The sequence below is a fragment of the Puniceibacterium antarcticum genome, from assembly GCF_002760615.1.
In the GTDB taxonomy this organism is placed as follows: Bacteria; Pseudomonadota; Alphaproteobacteria; order Rhodobacterales; family Rhodobacteraceae; genus Puniceibacterium; species Puniceibacterium antarcticum.
Genome location: NZ_AWWI01000066.1, coordinates 32,671 through 52,552, shown reverse-complemented (window position 1 = coordinate 52,552; position 19,882 = coordinate 32,671). Strand labels below are relative to the sequence as shown.

Here is a 19,882-nt window from a genome sequence, read left to right as displayed (position 1 = left end):
GCCAATCCAGCATAACCCACGCGATGATCACCCTCCCAATCGACGCCATCCTGCCCGACCTGATCACCGCCCTGCGCGCCCGGGGTCGCGCTGTGCTGCAGGCCCCGCCGGGCGCGGGCAAGACGACGCGCGTCCCACTCGCCATGCTCGATGCCGGTCTCACGCGCCAGACGATCCTCATGCTGGAACCCCGCCGCCTTGCCGCCCGCGCTGCAGCTGAGCGCATGGCCGAAACCCTCAGCGAAAACATCGGCCAGACCGTCGGCTACCGGATCCGGGGCGAGGCGAAGGTATCTGAGCAGACCCGGATCGAGGTGGTGACCGAAGGCATCCTGACCAGACGTATCCAGTCCGATCCGGAACTGCGCGGCGTCGGTGCGGTGATCTTTGACGAATTTCACGAACGCTCGCTCAACGCCGACCTCGGTCTTGCGCTCTGCCTTGAAATCGCGGGCGCGCTGCGGGACGATCTGATCCTGCTCGCCATGTCCGCCACGCTGGACGCCGCCCCGGTGGCCGCGCTGATGCAGGCGCCGATCCTGACCTCTGAGGGGCGCAGCTATCCGGTTGAAACCCGCTGGCTCGACCGGCCCCTGGCCCGCGATCAGCGGTTCGAACCGGCGATCGCCGATCTGATTGTCAGTGCCGCACAGAACTCAACCGGCGGCATCCTTGCCTTTCTACCCGGTGAGGGCGAGATTCGACGCACCGAAGCGCTGCTGAAAAGCCGTCTGCCCGCAGATCATCACATCCACCCGCTGTTTGGTGCCATGGATTTCAGCGCACAACGCGCCGCGATCCAGCCCGCAAAACAGGGTCGCAAGATCGTCCTTGCCACCGCAATCGCCGAAACCTCTTTGACGATCGAGGATGTGCGTGTGGTGGTGGATGGCGGGCGGGCGCGGCGGGCGCGCTTTGATCCCGGCTCCGGCATGTCGCGCCTCGTTACCGAAAGGGTCACCCGCGCCGAGGCGACACAGCGCGCAGGTCGCGCCGGACGGGTCGCCCCCGGAACGGCTTACAGGCTCTGGACCAAGGGCGAAGACGGCGGGATGCTGCCCTTTCCCCCGGCAGAAATTGAGGCGGCAGACCTTGCTGGTTTTGCGCTGGAACTCGCCCTCTGGGGCGCACAGGCCGAGGCTTTGCCGCTGCTGACCCCGCCCAACCCCGGCGCCTTGGCCGAGGCGCAGGCGCTGTTGCAGATGCTGGGCGCGCTGGATCACAGCAACGGCATCACTGCCCATGGCCGCGCGCTGTCCCGCTTGCCGCTGCATCCGCGCCTTGCGCATATGCTCGCCACGGCTGGGCCTGACGCGGCCCCCATGGCCGCACTGCTCGCCGACCGCGACCCGCTGAACGGCGCGCCGTCAGACCTGACCCTGCGGCTTGAAGCACTGCGCGATCCGCGTCGTTTCACCGACACGCGCCCTTATGGGCTCAACCGCCCCGCGCTAAGCCGCATCCAGACCGAAGCAAGCCGCCTGTCCAAGGCCGCCAGAACTGTCTCGCAGACACTGTCCCCGGCGCAGACCGCCGCCCTTGCCTATCCCGACCGCATCGGCCTGCGCCGCAAGGGCGACGCGCCGCGCTATCAGCTTTCTGGGGGCAAGGGCGCGGTGCTGAATGACAGTGACACGCTGGCTGGCGCGCGGCTGATCGTCGCCACAGATCTGGACGGCAACCCGCGCGAGGCTAGGATCCGGCAGGCGATCCAGATCAGCGAACCGGAACTGCGCGATCTCTTTGCCGACCGCATCACTTGGGAAAACATCTGCCTCTGGTCGAAACGCGACCGTCGCGTGACCGCCCGCCAGCAAGAGAAACTGGGTGCCATCGCGCTGGACGACAGGATCTGGAAAGACGCGCCGCCAGAGGCCCTGTCCCGCGCCATGCTGGACGGGGTGCGCGACCTTGGCCTCACGCTGTCGGACCCAGCACGCCGGTTCGTCGCGCGCGTAGATATCGCGCGCAGCGCTGGCCACGATCTGCCAGACATGTCCAATGAAGCCTTGATGGAGCGGCTGGACTATTGGCTGCTGCCCTACCTGTCCGGTGTCACGACTGCAGATCACTGGAAACGGTTCGACCTGCTGCCCGCCCTGCGCGCGCAATTGGATTGGGACGCGACGCAAATACTGGAAAGGGCGGTGCCGGGCAGTTTCACAACACCGCTGGGTCGCCAGATCCCCATCGACTATTCTGGCGAAGCCCCCGAAATCTCGCTCCGCCTGCAGGAAATGTTCGGCCAGACAACTCATCCGACGGTGGGCAAGACGCCCCTGCGCGTGACACTGCTGTCCCCCGCCGGACGCCCGGTGCAGACCACACTGGACATCCCAGGCTTTTGGGACAGCTCTTACGCGGATGTGCGCAAGGACATGCGCGGACGCTACCCCCGCCACCCCTGGCCCGAAAACCCCCGAGAAGCGGACCCGACCCTGCGGGTCAAACCCCGAGGCACCTGACACAAGGCCCCGGGCCCAAGACCTATCTCAGACTTCGAGACACCAGCGCATGATCGCCTTTTGCGCATGCAGGCGGTTTTCAGCCTCGTCCCAGATCACCGAATTCGGGCCATCCATCACGTCGGATGTCACCTCTTCCTCACGGTGGGCAGGCAGGCAGTGCATGAACAGCGCATCGGGTTTGGCGTGATCCATAAGCGCACGGTTGACCTGATAGGGCCGCAGCATGTTGTGGCGGCGTTCCCGGGCCGATTGCGCGTCATGCATGCTGACCCAAGTGTCTGCGATGATCAGGTCGGCGCCTTCGACCGCCTTGGCCGCGTCGCGTTCGATCGTGACATTCACCCCGGCGTTACGCGCCAGACCGACAAATTCCATCTCTGGGTCCAGCTGAACCGGGCCGGTAAATGTGAAATCACAGCCGAACTGCGCAGCCGCATGCAGCCAGGAGGCGCAGACATTGTTGCCGTCACCCGCCCAGACCACCTTCTTGCCCTTGATCGGGCCGCGATGCTCCTCGAACGTCAGGATATCGGCCATGATCTGGCAGGGGTGGGTGCGGTCGGTCAGGCCGTTGATCACCGGGACGGTAGCATATTCCGCCATCTCGGTCAGCACAGCCTCGTCAAATGTACGGATCATGATCATGTCGACATAGCGCGACAGCACGCGGGCGGTGTCGGCGATGGTTTCGCCATGCCCCAGCTGCATGTCGCTGCCCGACAGCACCATGGTCTGGCCGCCCATCTGGCGCACGCCGACATCAAAGCTGACCCGCGTGCGGGTCGAGGGTTTTTCAAAGATCAGCGCGACCATGTGATTGGCCAGAGGCTGCTCGGCGTCCGGCGTTGCCTTGGACGCACCGTTGCGGGCGGCCTTCATCGCGGCGGCAGTGTCGATCATGCCCCGCAGAGCAGCGGGATCGGTTTTATGGATATCAAGGAAATGGTTCATTGTTCTGGCTTTTCTTTTCAGGACTTCGGGGGCATCACCCCGAAACCCAAGAGAGTTTGACCCGGAGAAACGAGACCTCTCAGGCCGCTTCAACGGCGGTGGCGGCTTTGTCCAGACGGTTGACCGCCTCGGCAATGTCAGCGTCGGAAATGTTCAGCGGAGGCAGCAGACGGATGACATTATCTGCTGCCGGCACGGTGATCACCTGCGCATCATAGCCTGCCTTGACCACATCTGCATTCACCGCCACGCATTTGAGGCCCAACATCAGACCCTGCCCGCGCACCGCCTCGAACACCGTCGGATGGGCGGCAACCAGCCCTTCGAGCTTTTGACGCAGCGCGCCGGCCTTGCGGTTCACCTCGTCCAGAAAGGCGGGATCGGCGATATGGTTCATCACGGCGATGCCCACGGCGCAGCCCAGCGGGTTGCCGCCATATGTCGAGCCATGCGTGCCGGCCGTCATGCCACTGGCGGCCTCTTCGGTTGCAAGCACCGCACCAAGGGGGAAGCCGCCGCCGATACCCTTGGCAACCATCATGATATCGGGCGTAACGCCCGACCATTCATGGGCAAACAGACGACCTGTCCGCCCCATGCCGCACTGGACTTCGTCAAAGATCAGCAGCAGTCCGGTGTCCTCGGCCATCGCCTTCAGCCCCTTGAGACACTGATCCGGGACCGGGCGAATCCCGCCCTCACCCTGCACGGGCTCGATCAGTATGGCAGCGGTGATGTCGCTGACGGCAGCCTTCAGCGCCTCGTGATCGCCCCAAGGCACATGCACGAAGCCGGGCAGCAAAGGGCCAAAGCCCTTGGTCATCTTTTCCGATCCGGCAGCGGCAATGCCAGCGGAAGACCGACCATGGAACGAACCCGAGAAGGTGATGATATCGGTCCGGTCGGGCTGACCCTTGTCGTACCAGTATTTGCGCGCCATCTTGACCGCCAGTTCGCAGGCCTCTGTGCCGGAGTTGGTAAAGAACACCGTGTCGGCAAAAGTGTGCTCCACCAGCAGATCCGCCAGCTTCTGCTGCTGCGGGATCTGGTAGAGGTTGGACACATGCCAGACCGCATTCGCCTGCTCGGTCAGGGCCGCGACCAGATCGGGATGGGCATGGCCCAGCGCATTGACCGCGATCCCGGCGCCGAGGTCCAGAAATCGGCGTCCATCCGCCTCGATCAGCCAGCTGCCTTCGCCTTTGACAAAGCTGAGGGGGGCACGGTTATAGGTCGGAAGAACGGAGGAGATCATGGGTCTACCCTTTGTAAGAAGCCCGATTGGTGCCAAGCACGCCGGGCCAAGTCAAGTTATCAGGGGATATGAACAGGCAAAGCACCCGGTTTTCCGGGCACAGGAGGGGACTCAGGCGAGTCGTCGGATATGCAATGCGCTGTTCATGCGACCGCTCATTACAGCGCTTTGCACACATTGCAAGCTTTTCTGACAAATCTCTGGCGAAGAGCCCGAAAACGCGCTGGAGAGCCGAACTCTCGCACCTGAAGCGTCCAGCGCGCAAGCCCTGTCTTGCGCGGAATTCAGCCGAGATAACGTTAGGTAAATCTAACGTCATGAAACTCTTTGGTCGTGTCGACCGTTCTGAAGGGTATGAAACATGTCGCAGATTTCTCCATGACCGCACCCGACATGGCAGCGGCGGACCGGTTCCGGACCACCGGCTTTGTCACGGGCAAGACGCGGTCGCGCCTTTTTGCAAATGGTGCGACCGCGCTATTGCCACCTGTCGTCGGGATGACGGTCACGGACAACGCTGCCTCCAAAGGATTTCTGTCATGAAAAGCATCACTCTGGATCTCCAGACCTTGGCGACACGTGCTGCACGTGCGCGAGGGTTTGAAAAGCCCCAGGCCGAGACATTTGGTCGTGCCGCAGTCCGGCACGTGGCAGAGGGTCGCAATTGCGAGGCGCTGCTAAGCGCGCTGCGGGATCCCGATGACAGCCCCATCCTGCGCCTGCCGCTGATGCTGCGCGACCTTTTGGCGGCCTGTGCCGTATTGGACGGAACGGTCGAGATGACGCTGAACCAAAAGGACGCCGATCTTGCAAAAAGCTATGCGCAGCTTCTGCCAGTGCATCTTGATGAATTCGAGGTTGTGCACCGCGCCGATCTGCGCCGCCTGCGCATCGTCGCAGATACGACCCGGCCCGCCAGCGCAGAAATGCCGCAGGTTTCAGCGCCGGATGCCCTGATTGAAAGCCTCAGGCGGATGGCAACCCGCAGCATGTAACGCAGCGCGCCCGCCCAATACGACGCAAGAGTTACCCGACATCCGCACCGATCAGACGAACGGATCCTCTGGATAACCGACCGCCATCAACGCGAGCCCCTGCGGCGGCGCCACCGGGCCACAGGCCGCACGATCCTGTGCCGCAAGAGCTTCGCCGACAGCCTGCGGCGTCCAGCCTCCAGATCCGACACGTTCCAGCGTTCCAACAAAGCTGCGCACCTGATTGTGCAAAAACGACCGCGCGCGCACTCGGAATTGAAATTCCGTACCCGCATCTGTTTCCACCGCAACGATATTCAGTTCGTCCAGCGTCTTAATCGGCGACTTCGCCTGACAGGACATGGACCGGAAAGTGGTGAAATCATGCAGCCCCACCAGATGCGCCGCCCCTTCGCGCATGGCCGACAGGTCGAGCATATGGTTCACCCGCCAGACCAGTCCGGCCTCCATCGTGGCCGGCGCCCGGCGGGACAGGATGCGGTAAAGATAGTGCCGCTCGTTCGCCGAAAAGCGCGCATGCCAGTCATGAGGTGCCAGCGCGGCGGAAACCACGGCCACCGGAGCAGGCTTGAGGTGGAAATTCAGGGCCTCGGACAGGCGGAAAGGGTCCCACTCCCTGTCCAGATCGCAGTGGCAGACCTGCCCGCGCGCATGCACCCCGGCATCGGTGCGCCCCGCGGCGGCAATTGTGTGCTCACCCGGCTCAAGCCGCGCCAGCGCCGCCTCGATCGCACCCTGAACCGAGGGCTGCTCAGACTGCCGCTGCCAGCCGGAAAACGGCGCGCCATTATATTCGATTCTCAGGGCATATCTGGGCATGCTGCCTGTTATAACGCCCTCAGGCCCCAGACAATCCCCCTGCAGGCACTGGCACCCGCGCCCGCGCATGTCTATCTTGAAACCGGACAGCAAAACGAGGGAACCGCCACGTGGTCATAGGAACCATCGCCGACAGGCTGACGCGCAGCATCGAAAACGTGACCGGCACCATGTCCGGCGCCTTTTCCGATACGGTGATCCGGCTGGGTGTGACCGGGCTTGCACGGTCGGGCAAGACGGTGTTCCTGACCTCACTTATTGCGAACCTGCTGGACAGGGGCCGCATGCCCGGACTGCTGGCCGCCGCTGACGGCCGCATTCAGGCCGCCTATCTGCAACCCCAGCCCGATGACACGATCCCGCGTTTCGATTACGAAGACCACCTTGGCGCGCTGACAGCCCGCATGCCGCACTGGCCCGAAAGCACTCGCAACATTTCTGAGTTGCGTCTGTCACTCAAGGTACGTCCTTCGGGCCTGCTGGCGGGGCTGCAGGGACCTCGCACCGTGCATCTGGACATCATCGACTATCCCGGCGAATGGCTACTCGATCTCGCGCTGATGGAAAAATCCTATGCAGACTGGTCGCAGGAAACGCTGGCGCGCCTCACCACCCGCCCCAGCGCCATGCAGTTTCTGGCACAGGCGCAGGCCGAGGACAGCACGCAAGCCTTCGAAGAAAGCCGTGCCAAACACCTTGCGCAATCTTTCACCGCCTATCTCGAAGCGGCGCGCAAGGACGGCTATTCCGACCTGACCCCGGGGCGGTTCCTGCTGCCCGGCGAAATGTCCGGCTCTCCGGTGCTGACATTTGCGCCCCTCCCGCCACAGGACAAGGCACCGCGCAAATCGCTCTGGCGCGAGATGGACCGCCGGTTCGAGGCGTATAAATCACAGGTCGTGCAGCCGTTCTTTCGCAACCATTTCGCACGGCTCGACCGGCAGATCGTGCTGGTCGATGCTCTGGGTGCGATCCACAAAGGCCCCATCGCGATTGAGGATCTGCGCCGCACCATGGCCGATCTGCTTTCGGCCTTCCGCCCCGGGCGCAACGCCTTTCTGACGCAGCTTCTGCGCGGCAAGCGGGTGGAAAAGATTCTGTTTGCAGCGACCAAGGCTGATCATCTGCACCACACCCAGCACGCCCGCCTGAGCGCGATCATGGAGGCGCTGACCCGCGACGCCCGCGACCGCGCCCGCTTTGCCGGCGCGGAAACGCAGGCCATGTCGCTCGCCTCTCTGCGCGCGACGGTCGAAGAGACGCTCCAGCACAACGGCCAGACCCTGAACTGTGTGCGCGGCAGGCTGCTCGACACCGGGCGGGAGGCGGCGTTTTACCCCGGTGAACTGCCCGAGGACCCGGCGCATCTGCTGGGTCCGGCGCGGGCGGGGGCGGAAAGCTGGCTGGATCAGGATTACCAGATCATGTCCTTTGCCCCCGCACCGCTGTCCCTGAAACCGGGCGAAGGCCCGCCGCACATCCGGCTTGACCGCGCCGCACAGTTCCTGATCGGGGACAAGCTGTGAGCCTTGTGCTGCGCCCCGCCCGTTCGACCGATGCAGGCAAACTCGGCGCGATGCTGACTGCTGCCGTGCTTGAAAATCCATGGAAACCCCGGCTGCATTCGGGTGCCGAAGATATCTCCTTTGTTGGCGTGATGATCGACAGGGGATGGGTCACCGTCGCCGAAGACAGTGACGAACAGGTGCCTCTTGGCTTTATCGCCCGCGACCGGGACGAGGTGAATGCCCTGTTCATCGCCCCCCCTGCCCGCAACTCAGGTGTAGGGCGCGCGCTACTGGAGCATGCAAAAGCAGCCTCGGACGCGCTGACGCTCTGGACCTTTCAGGCCAATGAGGGGGCGCAACGGTTCTACCGGCGCGAAGGCTTTATAGAACTGCGCCGCACCGACGGGCGCGACAATGAAGAGCGGCTGCCGGATGTCCTGCTGCGCTGGCAAAGACCCACCATGCATGCAGCCCCCCGTCGTCCCGCCTCCGCAGCAAAGGCAAAGTCATGATCCCCCCCAAAGGTCCCGTCCTGATCAACCTTGATGACAGCGACACGCCCCGCCCCGGCCCGTCCGAGGCCCCTCCTGTGCCAGATCTCGACACTGCGCCGCCCACGGGTCAGGCAATGGCCACCGCAGCAGCACTGGCGGCGCGCCCCGGATCAAGGCTCGCCCGGTGGTTCTGGGCCCTGCTCAGCGGGATCATCGGCACAATCGCTTCCATCGCCGCATGGGCCTTCGTTGCGAACCTGATCGCAAGCGTGCCCCTGCTGGGCTACGCGGTGGCGGTGCTGTTTGCGCTGTTCCTCGCCGTCGTGCTGATGATCGTGATCAAGGAACTGTCGGTCTTTTCCCGCCTCAAGCGCATCGACCACTTGCACCGCGCTGCGGCATCCGCCCTTGCAGCCGAAGATCTGAGCGCCGCGCGCAAGGTGATCGACGACCTCACCGGCCTCTACACGGGCCGCGAGGATACGAAATGGGGCCGCGAGCGGCTGGCAGAACGGCAGGGCGACATGTTCGATGCCGTTGCCCTGTTCGATCTTGCGGAACAGGAACTGCTGGCGCCGCTTGACCTTGCCGCGCGGCGCGAAGTCGAGGCCGCCGCCCGGCAGGTCGCAACCGTGACCGCCCTCGTGCCGCTGGCCTTTGCCGATGTCGCCGCAGCGCTCAGCCAGAACCTGCGCATGATCCGCCGCATCGCCGAAATCTATGGCGGGCGGTCCGGCACTCTGGGGAGCTGGCGGCTGACCCGGGCGGTGATGTCCCACCTTGTGGCAACTGGTGCTGTGGCCGTGGGCGAGGATATGTTGGAACCCATCCTGGGCGGCGGTGTGCTTGCCAAGCTGTCCCGCCGCTTTGGCGAAGGGCTGGTGAACGGCGCTCTGACTGCGCGGGTCGGCGTTGCCGCGATGGAGGTCTGCCGCCCCCTGCCCTTTGGCCGCAAGGCGCGCCCCTCGGTGCGCAGCATCATCCGCACGGCCCTGTCCGGGCTGTTCACCTCTGACAAGGGATAGCACCGTGGAAAGCTTTGCCGCAGATCTTGCCACATTGACCCGCACCCCGCTGCACGACAGCCATGTCACCGCCCTGCACAAACATGGTGAGCGGCGGGTGCTGGATCCCGGGGACATCGTGCAGGACGGCGGCGCGCCGGTCACCCATTTCCCCTATGTCCTGTCCGGCGAACTTGAGGCGTTTGATCCCAAGACCGGCAAACGCTACGGCGGATTCACCATGGGGGCGACGCAATTTGTGGGCGAGCTCGGATTTCTGCACGGCACAAAGGCGCTGCTGGGCAGCCGCGCGGTGCAGCGCTCGGAAATCCTGTTTGTCCCGCGCGAGGCGGTGCTGCGTCTGATGTCCGAAATCCCCGAGATGTCGGACATCATCGTCTCGGTCTTTGCCGCCCGCCGCCGCCGCATGCTGGAAAGCCAGGAGGTCGGCCTGACCCTTGTCGGGCTCGATCAATCGCGTGGGCTGCGCCAGATCGCCGCCTTTGCGTCGCGCAACCGTCTGCCATGGCGTGACGTGGCCTTGGGCAGCGAAGAGGCTGAGGCGCTGGCGCTTTCCTGCAATATTCCGGCGGGGACGCCCATGGTGGTGCTGGGGCAGGACATGGCCCTGACAGATCCGACACAGTCGCAGGTCGCCGAGGCGCTGGGGATGGATCTGCCCATCGCCTCAGGCGATGTGTTCGATGTGGTCATCGTCGGCGCGGGTCCGGCAGGTGTCGCCGCAGGTGTCTATGCCGGGGCCGAGGGGCTCAAGGCTCTGGTGATCGAGGATACCTCGATCGGCGGACAGGCCGGCACGTCAAGCCGGATCGAGAATTACATGGGCTTCCCCACGGGCATTTCCGGATCGGATCTGGTGGGCCGGGGCGAAATTCAGGCGATGAAATTCGGCACCCGCTTTGCCATGCCGCGCCGCGTCACCCATCTGTCGCATGACGATGCGGCCCTGTTCCATCTGACACTCGACAACGGCAGCGACGTATCCACCCGTGCAATAGTGGTGGCAACCGGCGTGCAATACCGCAAGATGCCCCTTGACCGGCTGGAGGATTTTGAGGGCAACGGCATCTACTACGCCGCCACCGAGATCGAGGCGCGGTTCTGCCGCGACAGCGATGTGGTGATCATCGGCGGTGGCAATTCCGCAGGGCAGGCCGCGATGTACCTGTCGCGCAGCGTGGGGCATGTGCATGTGCTGGTTCGGGGCGAAAGCCTCGCCTCTTCCATGTCGGACTACCTTTTGTCTCGGCTGAAGGCGCATCCGCGCATCACCATCCACACCCGCACCGAGGTTATCGCCCTGCACGGGGACGAGGCGCTTGACGCGGTCACGATCTGCGACAAGGCCTCGGGTCAGGACTGGCGCCTGAAAACCGGCGCGTTGTTCGTGATGGTGGGCGCGGCGCCCAATACCGGCTGGCTGTCGGACTGCGTGAAGCTGGACAAAGGCGGCTTTGTGCTGACCGGCGCGGCGGCGGGCGGCGGCACTGACAGCCCCTATGCCACTTCGCGCCCCGGGATCTTTGCCGTGGGCGATGTGCGCGCCGGATCGGTGAAACGCGTCGCCTCGGCCGTGGGCGAAGGGTCGGTCGTGATCAGCCAGGTCTGGGCACATGTGCATCCCTGAGCGATCCGCGCAATCGCGACCTTCCCGCTGCAGACAAACGCGCCCGCCCTCTGGACGCTGCCCTGCCGCAGGCCTATAACGCCGCGCATGATACGCAGCTTTGCGACCCTCATTCGAATTACATGCCCGGCGCCGTAACCTTACGATGCGCCGGGACAAGGCGTCTGGTCCGCCGCGCCGCCCCTCACCCATAAATTTTGTTGTATGCCGAGGACGCCCGAAATGTGCGCCGACACGCCCGAAACAGTTGATTACAAAGACACCCTGAACCTGCCCCAGACCGATTTCCCGATGCGCGCGGGCCTGCCCAAGCGCGAACCGGAGTGGTTGGAGCGTTGGGAAAAGATCGGGGTTTACGAAAAACTCCGCGAAAAGGCAGCCGGCGCCAAGGGCACGCCAGAGGCGCGCAAGCCCTTTACCCTGCATGATGGCCCGCCGTATGCCAACGGTAATCTGCACATCGGCCATGCGCTGAACAAGATCCTCAAGGATATGGTGGTCCGCTCGCAGCAGATGCTGGGCCGCGATGCACGCTATATCCCCGGCTGGGACTGCCACGGCCTGCCCATCGAATGGAAGATCGAGGAACAGTACCGCGCCAAGGGGCTGGACAAGGACAAGGTCGATGTCGTCGACTTCCGTCAGGAATGCCGCAAGTTCGCTGAGGGCTGGATCGACATCCAGCGCGAGGAATTCAAACGCCTTGGTATCACCGGGACGTGGGATAATCCGTATCTGACGATGAACTTCCGCGCCGAGCGTATCATCGCCGAGGAATTTCAGAAGTTCCTGATGACCGGAACCTTGTACCAAGGCTCCAAACCGGTGATGTGGTCCCCGATCGAGGAAACCGCCTTGGCCGAAGCCGAGGTCGAATATCACGACAAGGAAAGCTTTACCGTCTGGGTGAAATTCCGCGTGGCGAGCTTTGATCTGCCCGATGTCGAGCTGTCTGATGAAGAGGCGACCGATGGTGACCGCGAGGCCGTGGCACAGGCGGTGGCGGACACCTCTGACGACATGGTCGGCGCCTATGTGGTGATCTGGACAACAACACCCTGGACCATCCCGTCGAACAAGGCCGTCGTGTATGGTGCCGGATTCGACTATGGACTTTACGAAGTCATCGACACGCCCGAGCAAAGCTGGGTCAGCACCGGAGAGCGCTATATCCTCGCTGACAAGCTGGCGGCACAGACCTTTGCCCGCGCCCGTCTGGAAGAGGGCCAGTGGCGACGTGTGCGCAGTGTGACCCCGCCGCAGCTGGCCGGAATGACGCTGACCCACCCGCTGCAAGGTGTCGAAGGTTCGAACGGCGAATGGGACGATCCGCGCGACTTCCGCGCCGCCGATTTTGTCACCGACGAAGAAGGCACCGGTTTCGTCCATTGCGCCCCGTCCCACGGGATGGAGGAATACGAGCTTTACCGTGACCTTGGCATGCTCGAACAGGTCATAACCTACAACGTGATGGACGACGGCTCCTTCCGCGAAACCCTGCCGTTCTTTGGTGGCAAGCGCATCCTCAAGCCCAATGGCAAGGAGGGCGATGCCAACACCGCAATCATCGACAAGCTGGTCGAGGTTGGCGGCCTGCTGGCGCGTGGCAAGATCAAACATTCCTACCCGCACTCATGGCGTTCCAAGGCGCCGGTGATCTACCGCAACACACCGCAGTGGTTTGCCGCCATCGACCGCCCCGTCGGCGACGGGCAGGACACCTATGGCAAAACGATCCGCGAACGTGCGCTGACCTCCATCGACCAGCTGGTCACATGGACGCCCCAGACCGGGCGCAACCGGCTTTATTCCATGATCGAAGCGCGCCCTGACTGGGTACTGTCGCGTCAGCGCGCCTGGGGTGTGCCGCTCACCTGCTTTACCAAAAAGGGTGCTTTGCCCACCGACCCCGATTTCCTGCTGCGCGACCCGGCGGTCAACGCCCGCGTGCTGCAGGCGTTCGAGGAAGAAGGCGCCGATGCCTGGTACAAACCCGGCGCCAAGGCGCGGTTCCTCGGCAATGACTATGACGCCAGCGAATGGGAACAGGTGTTCGACATTCTGGATGTCTGGTTCGACTCTGGCTCGACCCACGCCTTTGTGCTGCGCGACCGTGAAGACGGCTCTGACGACGGGCTGGCCGATCTCTACCTCGAAGGCACCGACCAGCACCGCGGCTGGTTCCATTCCTCCATGCTGCAAAGCTGCGGCACGCAGGGCCGCGCGCCCTATCGGGGCGTGCTGACCCACGGCTTTACGCTGGATGAAAAGGGCAACAAGATGTCCAAATCCGTGGGCAACACCGTCGCCCCGGACAAGGTCGTACAACAGTACGGCGCAGATATCCTGCGGCTTTGGGTCGCCCAGGCGGATTACACCGCCGACCTGCGCATCGGGCCGGAAATCCTCAAAGGCACCGCAGATGGCTACCGCCGCTTGCGCAATACCATGCGCTTTCTGCTGGGGGCCTTGTCCACATTCGAGGAATCGGATCGCGTCGCGCCGTCGGAAATGCCCGAACTGGAACGCTGGGTGCTGCACCGTCTGGCTGAACTCGATGAAAAGGTCCGCACCGGCTATGCGGTCTATGATTTCCAGGGCGTGTTCCAGGCGCTGTTCAACTTTGCCACGGTCGAGCTGTCTGCGTTCTACTTCGACGTGCGCAAGGATGCGCTTTATTGCGATGGCGACACTGCGCGCCGCCGCGCCGCACGCACGGTCATGGACATCCTGTTCCACCGTCTGACCACATGGCTTGCGCCAGTTCTGGTGTTCACGATGGAAGAGGTCTGGCTGGAACGCTTCCCGGGCACAGAGTCCTCGGTTCATCTGGTCGACATGCCCGAAACACCGGCAGACTGGCTGAATGCTGATCTGGGTGCAAAATGGGCCAAGGTGCGTCGCGCCCGCCGCGTCGTCACGGCAGCGCTTGAAATGCAGCGCATCGACAAGGTCATCGGTGCCTCGCTTGAGGCTGCCCCGGTTGTTCATGTCGAAGACGCCGACACCCTCGCCGCGCTGAAAACCGTCGCATTCGAGGATGTCTGCATCACCTCGGACATCACGCTGACAGCGGACCCCAGCCCCGCCGAAGCCTTCCGCCTGCCCGACGTTCCGGGCATCGGTGTGGTCTTCGAACCAGCAGAAGGCGACAAATGCCAGCGGTGCTGGAAGATCCTGCCGGATGTGGGCACCCATGCCCATACCGGCACCTGCGCGCGCTGCGATGCCGCGCTGAGCTAAACATCCCCCCCAGCCCGCCTTTCTCCCGAACGGGATGGGCGGGCTGGACAGCGCGTGAGGTTTTCGCGCATCTTGCGGCATGCCCCGCTGGACTTTGCCCTCCCCCCTCGGCCTTCTGACCGTCACTGAGACGGAAGGCGCCATCACCACCCTTACCTGGGGCGGGACAGGCACGGACGAAACCCCGCTGCTGCGCGCGGCGGCGCGCCAGCTTGCGGCCTATTTCAGCGATCCCGCGACAGTGTTCGACCTGCCGCTCCACGCGCCGGGATCGGATTTCCAGCGCGCCGTCTGCGCGACGATGTCGGCGATTCCCCTTGGGGAAACCCGCACCTATGGCGACATCGCAAAACAACTCGGCGCGCCCGCGCAGGCGGTCGGTCAGGCCTGCGGCGGCAATCCGATTCCGATCCTTATCCCCTGCCACAGGGTGCTCGGCGCTAGCAGCCTGGGTGGATTTTCGGGCGTCGGCGGGATCGAGACAAAGGTCTGGCTGCTGCGGCACGAAAAGGCGGCAGGACTCCTGATCTGATACCTTCGAAACAGTACGGCATAGCCGGGGGCCAAACCAGCCAGACCTTGCGAGACGGCCCATAAGGCGCGCGGCCCCACCGCAGCACGAAGCGTCGGGAAGCGCGGCAACCGGTGCCGGGGGCGCTGCCCCCGCCGCCTTTCAGGCGCCTCCCCCGGGATATTTGGGGACAGGTGAAACGGGGACCAGCCCGCTTCTTTTCTTTCAAGACAGGCCCGCCCGAGGCGCAACCGGGCGTGCGGCGCCGGATGTCAGTCGCGGCGCGGATCGCGGGGATAGGTGCCGAGGATTTCCAGCCTGTTGGTAAAATAGCCGAGTTCATCCAGCGCGCGCTGCACCGCGGGATCCTCGGGGTGGCCTTCGATATCGGCGTAGAACTGCGTCGCCGTGAAGGACCCCCCGGCCATGTAGGATTCAAGCTTGGTCATGTTGATGCCGTTGGTGGCAAAGCCGCCCATCGCCTTGTAAAGCGCCGCCGGGATGTTGCGCACCTGGAACATGAAACTGGTGATCATTCCCTGCGTGCCGCGCCGCGACATGTCCGCCATGCGCGACATGATCAGAAAGCGGGTCGTGTTGTTGCCCTGATCCTCGATATGACGCGCCAGCACGTCAAGCCCGTAGATTTCACCGGCGAGTTCCGAGGCCAGCGCCGCAACCGAAGCATCGCCCATGGCGGCCACATCCTTGGCGGAACCAGCGGTGTCGGCACCGGTCAGCCGATCAATGCCATGTTCGGACAGAAACCGGCGGCACTGACCCAGCAGGACCGTGTGGCTCATCGCCTGCTTGATCTCGGCGATTCTGGTGCCCGGAAGCCCCAAGAGGTTGATGTGCACGCGCACAAATGCTTCGTCGATGATGTGCAGGCCGGACTGCGGCAGCAGCGTGTGAATGTCCGCAACCCGCCCATAGGTCGAATTTTCGACCGGGAGCATGGCCAGTTCGGCATCGCCGGACCGCACCGCCTCGATTGCGTCTTCAAAGGTGCGGCAGGCCAGCGCCTCCATCTGCGGGCGTGCCTCGCGGCAGGCCTGATGAGAATAAGCACCTAATTCACCTTGAAAGGCTATCCGACCGTACATCCTTGCCTCATCCATGCTATTCTGCCCCATGGGCGTTTGGTCGCGGCTTCTACACCTTGCCAGACTTGAGGGGAAGCCGTAGATATCTGCGTCAAGAGACAACCGACAGACATGAGACGGACACGCGATCAATGCTTGATACAATGACCTTCACCAAAGTGCTTGGCGGCTTTTGCGGCGCGCTTCTGATCTTTCTTCTGGGCAACTGGGCCGCGGAAAGCCTGTACCATGTGGGCGGGGGGCACGGCGAAGAGGCTCAGGCCTATGTGATCGAGGTCGCCGATGCCGGCGCCGCGACGACCGAAGACGAACCTGTCGATTTCGAGACGCTGATGGCCTCTGCGGATGCCGCAGCGGGCGAAAAGGTCTTTGGCAAGTGCCGCGCCTGCCACAAACTGGAGCAGGGTGCCAATGCAACCGGCCCCTACCTGTACGGCGTCGTGGGCCGCCCCATCGACACAGCTGAGGGATATGGCAGCTATTCCGGCGCCCTTCTGCAAGTTGGCGAGACCTGGACCCCCGAAAACCTGTTCCACTTCCTGGAAAGCCCGCGCACTGCGGCACCGGGCACCGCGATGAGCTTTGCAGGGCTGCCCGATCCGGAGGATCGCGTGAACCTGATCGCCTATCTGGACTCGACCGACCAATAATCTGCACGCGACGTGCACATTAAAAGGCCGCAGCCCCCGGGTGTGCGGCCTTTTTGCTGACCAGATCACGTAATTGCTGAGAAGATCACGGGCCGCTCCCGGTGATTTGCGACAGATTACACAAACGTAACTTGAATGTGACGCCTCCTCGCTCTTAGCTTATGCCACCGGACTGACATCCTATCCGAGCTGAAGGGACACCCATGACGACGACACAAGCCCGGGCCTTGACCATCAGGACACCCGCGATCCGCCGCCTCACCCTGACCGCGCTCATGGCGCTTGGCCTTGCGTTTGCGGCCCAAGGCCTGCGGGCCGAGGAAAAGGTGATCACTGCGCATGGCGTGTCGACCTTCGGAGATCTGAAATACCCTGAAGGATTCGCGCATTGGGACTATGTCAATCCCGACGCGCCAAAGGGCGGCGAATTTTCGACCTGGGCCTTTGGCACCTTTGACAGCCTGACGCCGTACATCCTCAAGGGGAACGCGGCGGCGATGTCCTCCATTTTCTACGAAAGCCTGATGACCGGCAATCTGGAAGAGCCGGATTCGATGTACGGGCTGATCGCAGAATCGCTGGAATATCCCGAAAACCGCGAATGGGTCATCTTTCACATGCGCCCAGAGGCGATGTTCCGCGATGGCACGCCGGTGACCGCGCAGGATGTGGTGTTTTCCTACAACGTGCTGGTGGACAAGGGGCGCCCCAGCTTCAAGATCAGCCTCAAGGATTTCAAAACAGTCGAAGCGCTGGACGATCATACGGTCAAGTTCACCTTCAACCCGGATGGCCCGCTGCGCGAATTGCTGATGACAGCCGGCGGCTTGCCGATCTTCTCAAAGGCTTATTACGACAAAGTCGATTTCACTGAATCGAGCCTTGAGCCGCCGATGGGGTCGGGTGAATACGAACTGCTCAGTGTCGATCCCGGCCGCTCGGTCTCCTACAAGCGGCGGGATGATTACTGGGGCAAGAATCTGCCGGTCAATATCGGCCAGAACAATTTCGACGTGATCAAGTACGAATATTTTGCTGATTACACCACCGCGTTCGAGGCGTTCAAGGCAGGTGCCTACACCTTCCGCGAGGAATACCAGTCCAAGATTTGGGCCACGGGCTATGAATTCCCGGCCGTCAAGAACGGCCAGGTCAAGACCGAAGAGTTGAAAGATGGCCGCCCCGCGGGAACGCAGGGCTTCTGGTTCAACCTGCGCCGCGACAAATTCAAGGACCCGCGTCTGCGCGAGGCAATCGGGCTGGCCTTCAACTTTGAATGGTCCAATGAATCGCTGTTCTACGGTGGCTATGAACGCACTGACAGCTTCTGGGAAAATTCCGACACGCTGCAGGCGACTGGCATGCCGTCAGAGGCAGAACTGGCCCTGCTTGAACCCCTGCGCGCAGATATTCCTGAAACGGTGTTCACGCAACCCGCCTATGTTCCGGAAAAGTCGAACCCCGATGATCTGGCCGACCGCAGGGCGCTGCGCCGTGCAGGCCAGCTTTTGGAAGATGCGGGTTGGATCGTCGGCAACGACGGCATCCGCTACAAGGACGGGCAAAAGCTGACCGTGACGGTGCTGAACGACAGCCCCAGCTTTGACCGCATCATCAACCCGATGATCGAGAACCTGAAGCGGCTCGGGATCGAGGCTGACGCCACCCGCGTCGATGCCGCCGAAGCGCAGGAACGGGAAAAAACCTTCGATTACGACATCGTCACCCAACGCTTTGCCATGTCATCGACCCCCGGGGATGAGTTGCGCCAGATCTTTGGTTCGGAAACCGCCGAGGTGCCCGGTTCGGCCAATATCGCGGGCCTAGCCAACCCGGCGGTTGATGCGCTGGTCGACAAGGTGGCCACCGCAACCAGCCGCGAGGAACTGGACACGGCGGTTCATGCCTTGGACCGGGTGCTGCGCGCGATGCAAATCTGGATCCCGCAATGGTACAAGGGCACGCACACAATCGCCTATTTTGATCAGTACGACCGCCCCTATACCGACACTCCGCCGCCCTTTGGCATGGGCGAGATGTCGATCTGGTGGTACAACGCCGAAAAGGCGCAGGCGCTTCGGGACGCGGGCGCACTCTAGGCAGGCAGGACGACCGACATCATGGGCGCATATATCCTCAGACGGCTTTTGCTGATTATTCCCACATTGCTCGGGATCATGATCATCAACTTCGCCCTTGTTCAGTTCGTGCCCGGCGGGCCGATCGAACAGATCCTCGCACAGGTGCAGGGCGAAGGCGACGTGTTCGCAGGCATCGCGGGCGGCGGGGGTGAAATCGCATCGGGTGGCGGAGCCGAAGGTTACGTCGGCGGGCGCGGTCTGCCGCCCGAATTCATCGCCAGTCTGGAAAAGGAATTCGGCTTCGACAAGCCGCCGCTGGAACGCTTCCTGAACATGCTGTGGAACTACATGCATTTCGATTTCGGCCAGAGCTATTTCCGCTCGATCAGCGTGATTGATCTGGTGCTGGAAAAGATGCCCGTGTCGATCTCTCTAGGGCTCTGGTCCACGGTCATCGCCTATATCATCAGCATCCCGCTGGGCATCCGCAAGGCGGTCAAGGATGGGTCAACCTTCGACACATGGACCTCTGCCGCGATCATCGTCGCCTATGCAGTCCCGGGCTTCCTCTTTGCGATCCTGCTGCTGGTGCTGTTTGCCGGTGGGTCCTACTGGCAGATCTTTCCGCTGCGCGGGCTGACATCCGACAACTGGGAACAGCTGTCCTGGGGCGCAAAGATTCTGGATTATTTCTGGCATATCGCGCTGCCGGTTCTGGCCTCGACCATCTCGGCCTTTGCCACTTTGACGCTGCTGACGAAAAACTCCTTCCTTGACGAGATCAAGAAGCAGTACGTGATGACCGCCCGCGCCAAGGGCCTGACGGAAAGCCGCGTGCTTTACGGGCACATCTTCCGCAACGCCATGCTGATCGTCATCGCAGGCTTTCCGGCGGTGTTCATCGGCGTGTTCTTCAGCGGCAGCCTGATCATCGAAACAATCTTTTCTCTCGACGGTCTTGGCCGTCTGGGGTTCGAGGCCGCGGTGGCGCGCGACTATCCGGTGATCTTTGGCACGCTGTTCATTTTCGGCATCATTGGCCTTGTGGTGGGAATCCTGTCTGACCTGATGTACGTGCTGGTCGACCCCCGCATCGACTTTGAAAAGAGGGAGGGTTAGACCATGGTCGCCCAGCCCGACATCACCCCG

General features: G+C 63.0%; 16 protein-coding genes. 12 read left to right on the top strand and 4 right to left on the bottom strand.

Features of this window, described 5'->3' with window-relative positions:
- Nucleotides 1-23 precede the first annotated feature (23 nt).
- Nucleotides 24-2,465 (top strand): ATP-dependent helicase HrpB, encoded by a 2,442-nt coding sequence (gene hrpB / locus P775_RS10340; RefSeq protein WP_099910933.1) that lies wholly within the window; start codon nucleotides 24-26, stop codon nucleotides 2,463-2,465.
- A 27-nt stretch (nucleotides 2,466-2,492) separates the two neighbouring features.
- Here the strand turns inward: hrpB and argF are convergent, their stop codons facing one another.
- Together argF and P775_RS10330 are read right to left on the bottom strand one after the other, a co-directional pair.
- On the bottom strand, nucleotides 2,493-3,419 hold the full coding sequence (gene argF / locus P775_RS10335) for an ornithine carbamoyltransferase (protein ID WP_099910932.1): 927 nt from the start codon (nucleotides 3,417-3,419) through the stop codon (nucleotides 2,493-2,495).
- A gap of 79 nt (nucleotides 3,420-3,498) precedes the next feature.
- A complete protein-coding gene (locus tag P775_RS10330) occupies nucleotides 3,499-4,674 on the bottom strand; it encodes an aspartate aminotransferase family protein (RefSeq protein WP_099910931.1) in 1,176 nt (391 codons plus the stop codon).
- Between the two features lie 378 nt (nucleotides 4,675-5,052).
- Between P775_RS10330 and P775_RS28030 the strand changes: the two genes are divergently transcribed.
- The gene (locus tag P775_RS28030) at nucleotides 5,053-5,217 is read left to right on the top strand and encodes a hypothetical protein (protein ID WP_180287401.1); all 165 of its coding nucleotides are present in this window, start codon (nucleotides 5,053-5,055) and stop codon (nucleotides 5,215-5,217) included.
- Nucleotides 5,214-5,669: a hypothetical protein gene (locus P775_RS10320; RefSeq protein WP_099910929.1), complete on the top strand. Its 456-nt coding sequence runs from the start codon at nucleotides 5,214-5,216 to the stop codon at nucleotides 5,667-5,669. The genes P775_RS28030 and P775_RS10320 overlap by 4 nt, the downstream gene beginning before the upstream one ends.
- Nucleotides 5,670-5,720: 51 nt before the next feature.
- On the opposite strand, the gene truA is transcribed toward P775_RS10320, so the two are convergent.
- The gene (gene truA / locus P775_RS10315; RefSeq protein ID WP_099910928.1) at nucleotides 5,721-6,488 is read right to left on the bottom strand and encodes a tRNA pseudouridine(38-40) synthase TruA; all 768 of its coding nucleotides are present in this window, start codon (nucleotides 6,486-6,488) and stop codon (nucleotides 5,721-5,723) included.
- Between the two features lie 110 nt (nucleotides 6,489-6,598).
- Between truA and P775_RS10310 the strand changes: the two genes are divergently transcribed.
- From P775_RS10310 to P775_RS10285, 6 genes are all read left to right on the top strand, one after another.
- A complete protein-coding gene (locus tag P775_RS10310; RefSeq protein WP_099910927.1) occupies nucleotides 6,599-8,014 on the top strand; it encodes a YcjX family GTP-binding protein in 1,416 nt (471 codons plus the stop codon).
- Nucleotides 8,011-8,508 (top strand): GNAT family N-acetyltransferase, encoded by a 498-nt coding sequence (locus P775_RS10305; RefSeq protein ID WP_099910926.1) that lies wholly within the window; start codon nucleotides 8,011-8,013, stop codon nucleotides 8,506-8,508. The genes P775_RS10310 and P775_RS10305 overlap by 4 nt, the downstream gene beginning before the upstream one ends.
- Entirely contained in the window at nucleotides 8,505-9,515 is a 1,011-nt protein-coding gene (locus P775_RS10300; protein WP_099910925.1) for a YcjF family protein, read from the top strand. The genes P775_RS10305 and P775_RS10300 overlap by 4 nt, the downstream gene beginning before the upstream one ends.
- 4 nt (nucleotides 9,516-9,519) lie before the next feature.
- Entirely contained in the window at nucleotides 9,520-11,142 is a 1,623-nt protein-coding gene (locus P775_RS10295) for an FAD-dependent oxidoreductase (RefSeq protein ID WP_099910924.1), read from the top strand.
- A gap of 222 nt (nucleotides 11,143-11,364) precedes the next feature.
- Nucleotides 11,365-14,385: an isoleucine--tRNA ligase gene (gene ileS, locus P775_RS10290; RefSeq protein WP_099910923.1), complete on the top strand. Its 3,021-nt coding sequence runs from the start codon at nucleotides 11,365-11,367 to the stop codon at nucleotides 14,383-14,385.
- Between the two features lie 79 nt (nucleotides 14,386-14,464).
- Nucleotides 14,465-14,917 (top strand): methylated-DNA--[protein]-cysteine S-methyltransferase, encoded by a 453-nt coding sequence (locus P775_RS10285; RefSeq protein WP_099910922.1) that lies wholly within the window; start codon nucleotides 14,465-14,467, stop codon nucleotides 14,915-14,917.
- Between the two features lie 251 nt (nucleotides 14,918-15,168).
- Here P775_RS10285 and P775_RS10280 read toward each other — a convergent pair whose 3' ends face one another.
- Complete coding sequence (locus tag P775_RS10280) at nucleotides 15,169-16,002, bottom strand: prephenate dehydratase (RefSeq protein ID WP_099910921.1); 834 nt, start codon at nucleotides 16,000-16,002, stop codon at nucleotides 15,169-15,171.
- Between the two features lie 131 nt (nucleotides 16,003-16,133).
- Here P775_RS10280 and P775_RS10275 point away from each other — a divergent pair, with 131 nt between their 5' ends.
- The 3 genes from P775_RS10275 (at nucleotide 16,134) to P775_RS10265 (ending at nucleotide 19,852) form a co-directional block, all read left to right on the top strand.
- The gene (locus P775_RS10275; RefSeq protein ID WP_099910920.1) at nucleotides 16,134-16,652 is read left to right on the top strand and encodes a c-type cytochrome; all 519 of its coding nucleotides are present in this window, start codon (nucleotides 16,134-16,136) and stop codon (nucleotides 16,650-16,652) included.
- Between the two features lie 203 nt (nucleotides 16,653-16,855).
- A complete protein-coding gene (locus P775_RS10270) occupies nucleotides 16,856-18,751 on the top strand; it encodes an extracellular solute-binding protein (protein WP_099910919.1) in 1,896 nt (631 codons plus the stop codon).
- 21 nt (nucleotides 18,752-18,772) lie between these two features.
- Entirely contained in the window at nucleotides 18,773-19,852 is a 1,080-nt protein-coding gene (locus P775_RS10265; RefSeq protein ID WP_099910918.1) for a microcin C ABC transporter permease YejB, read from the top strand.
- The last annotated feature ends 30 nt before the right edge of the window (nucleotides 19,853-19,882 follow it).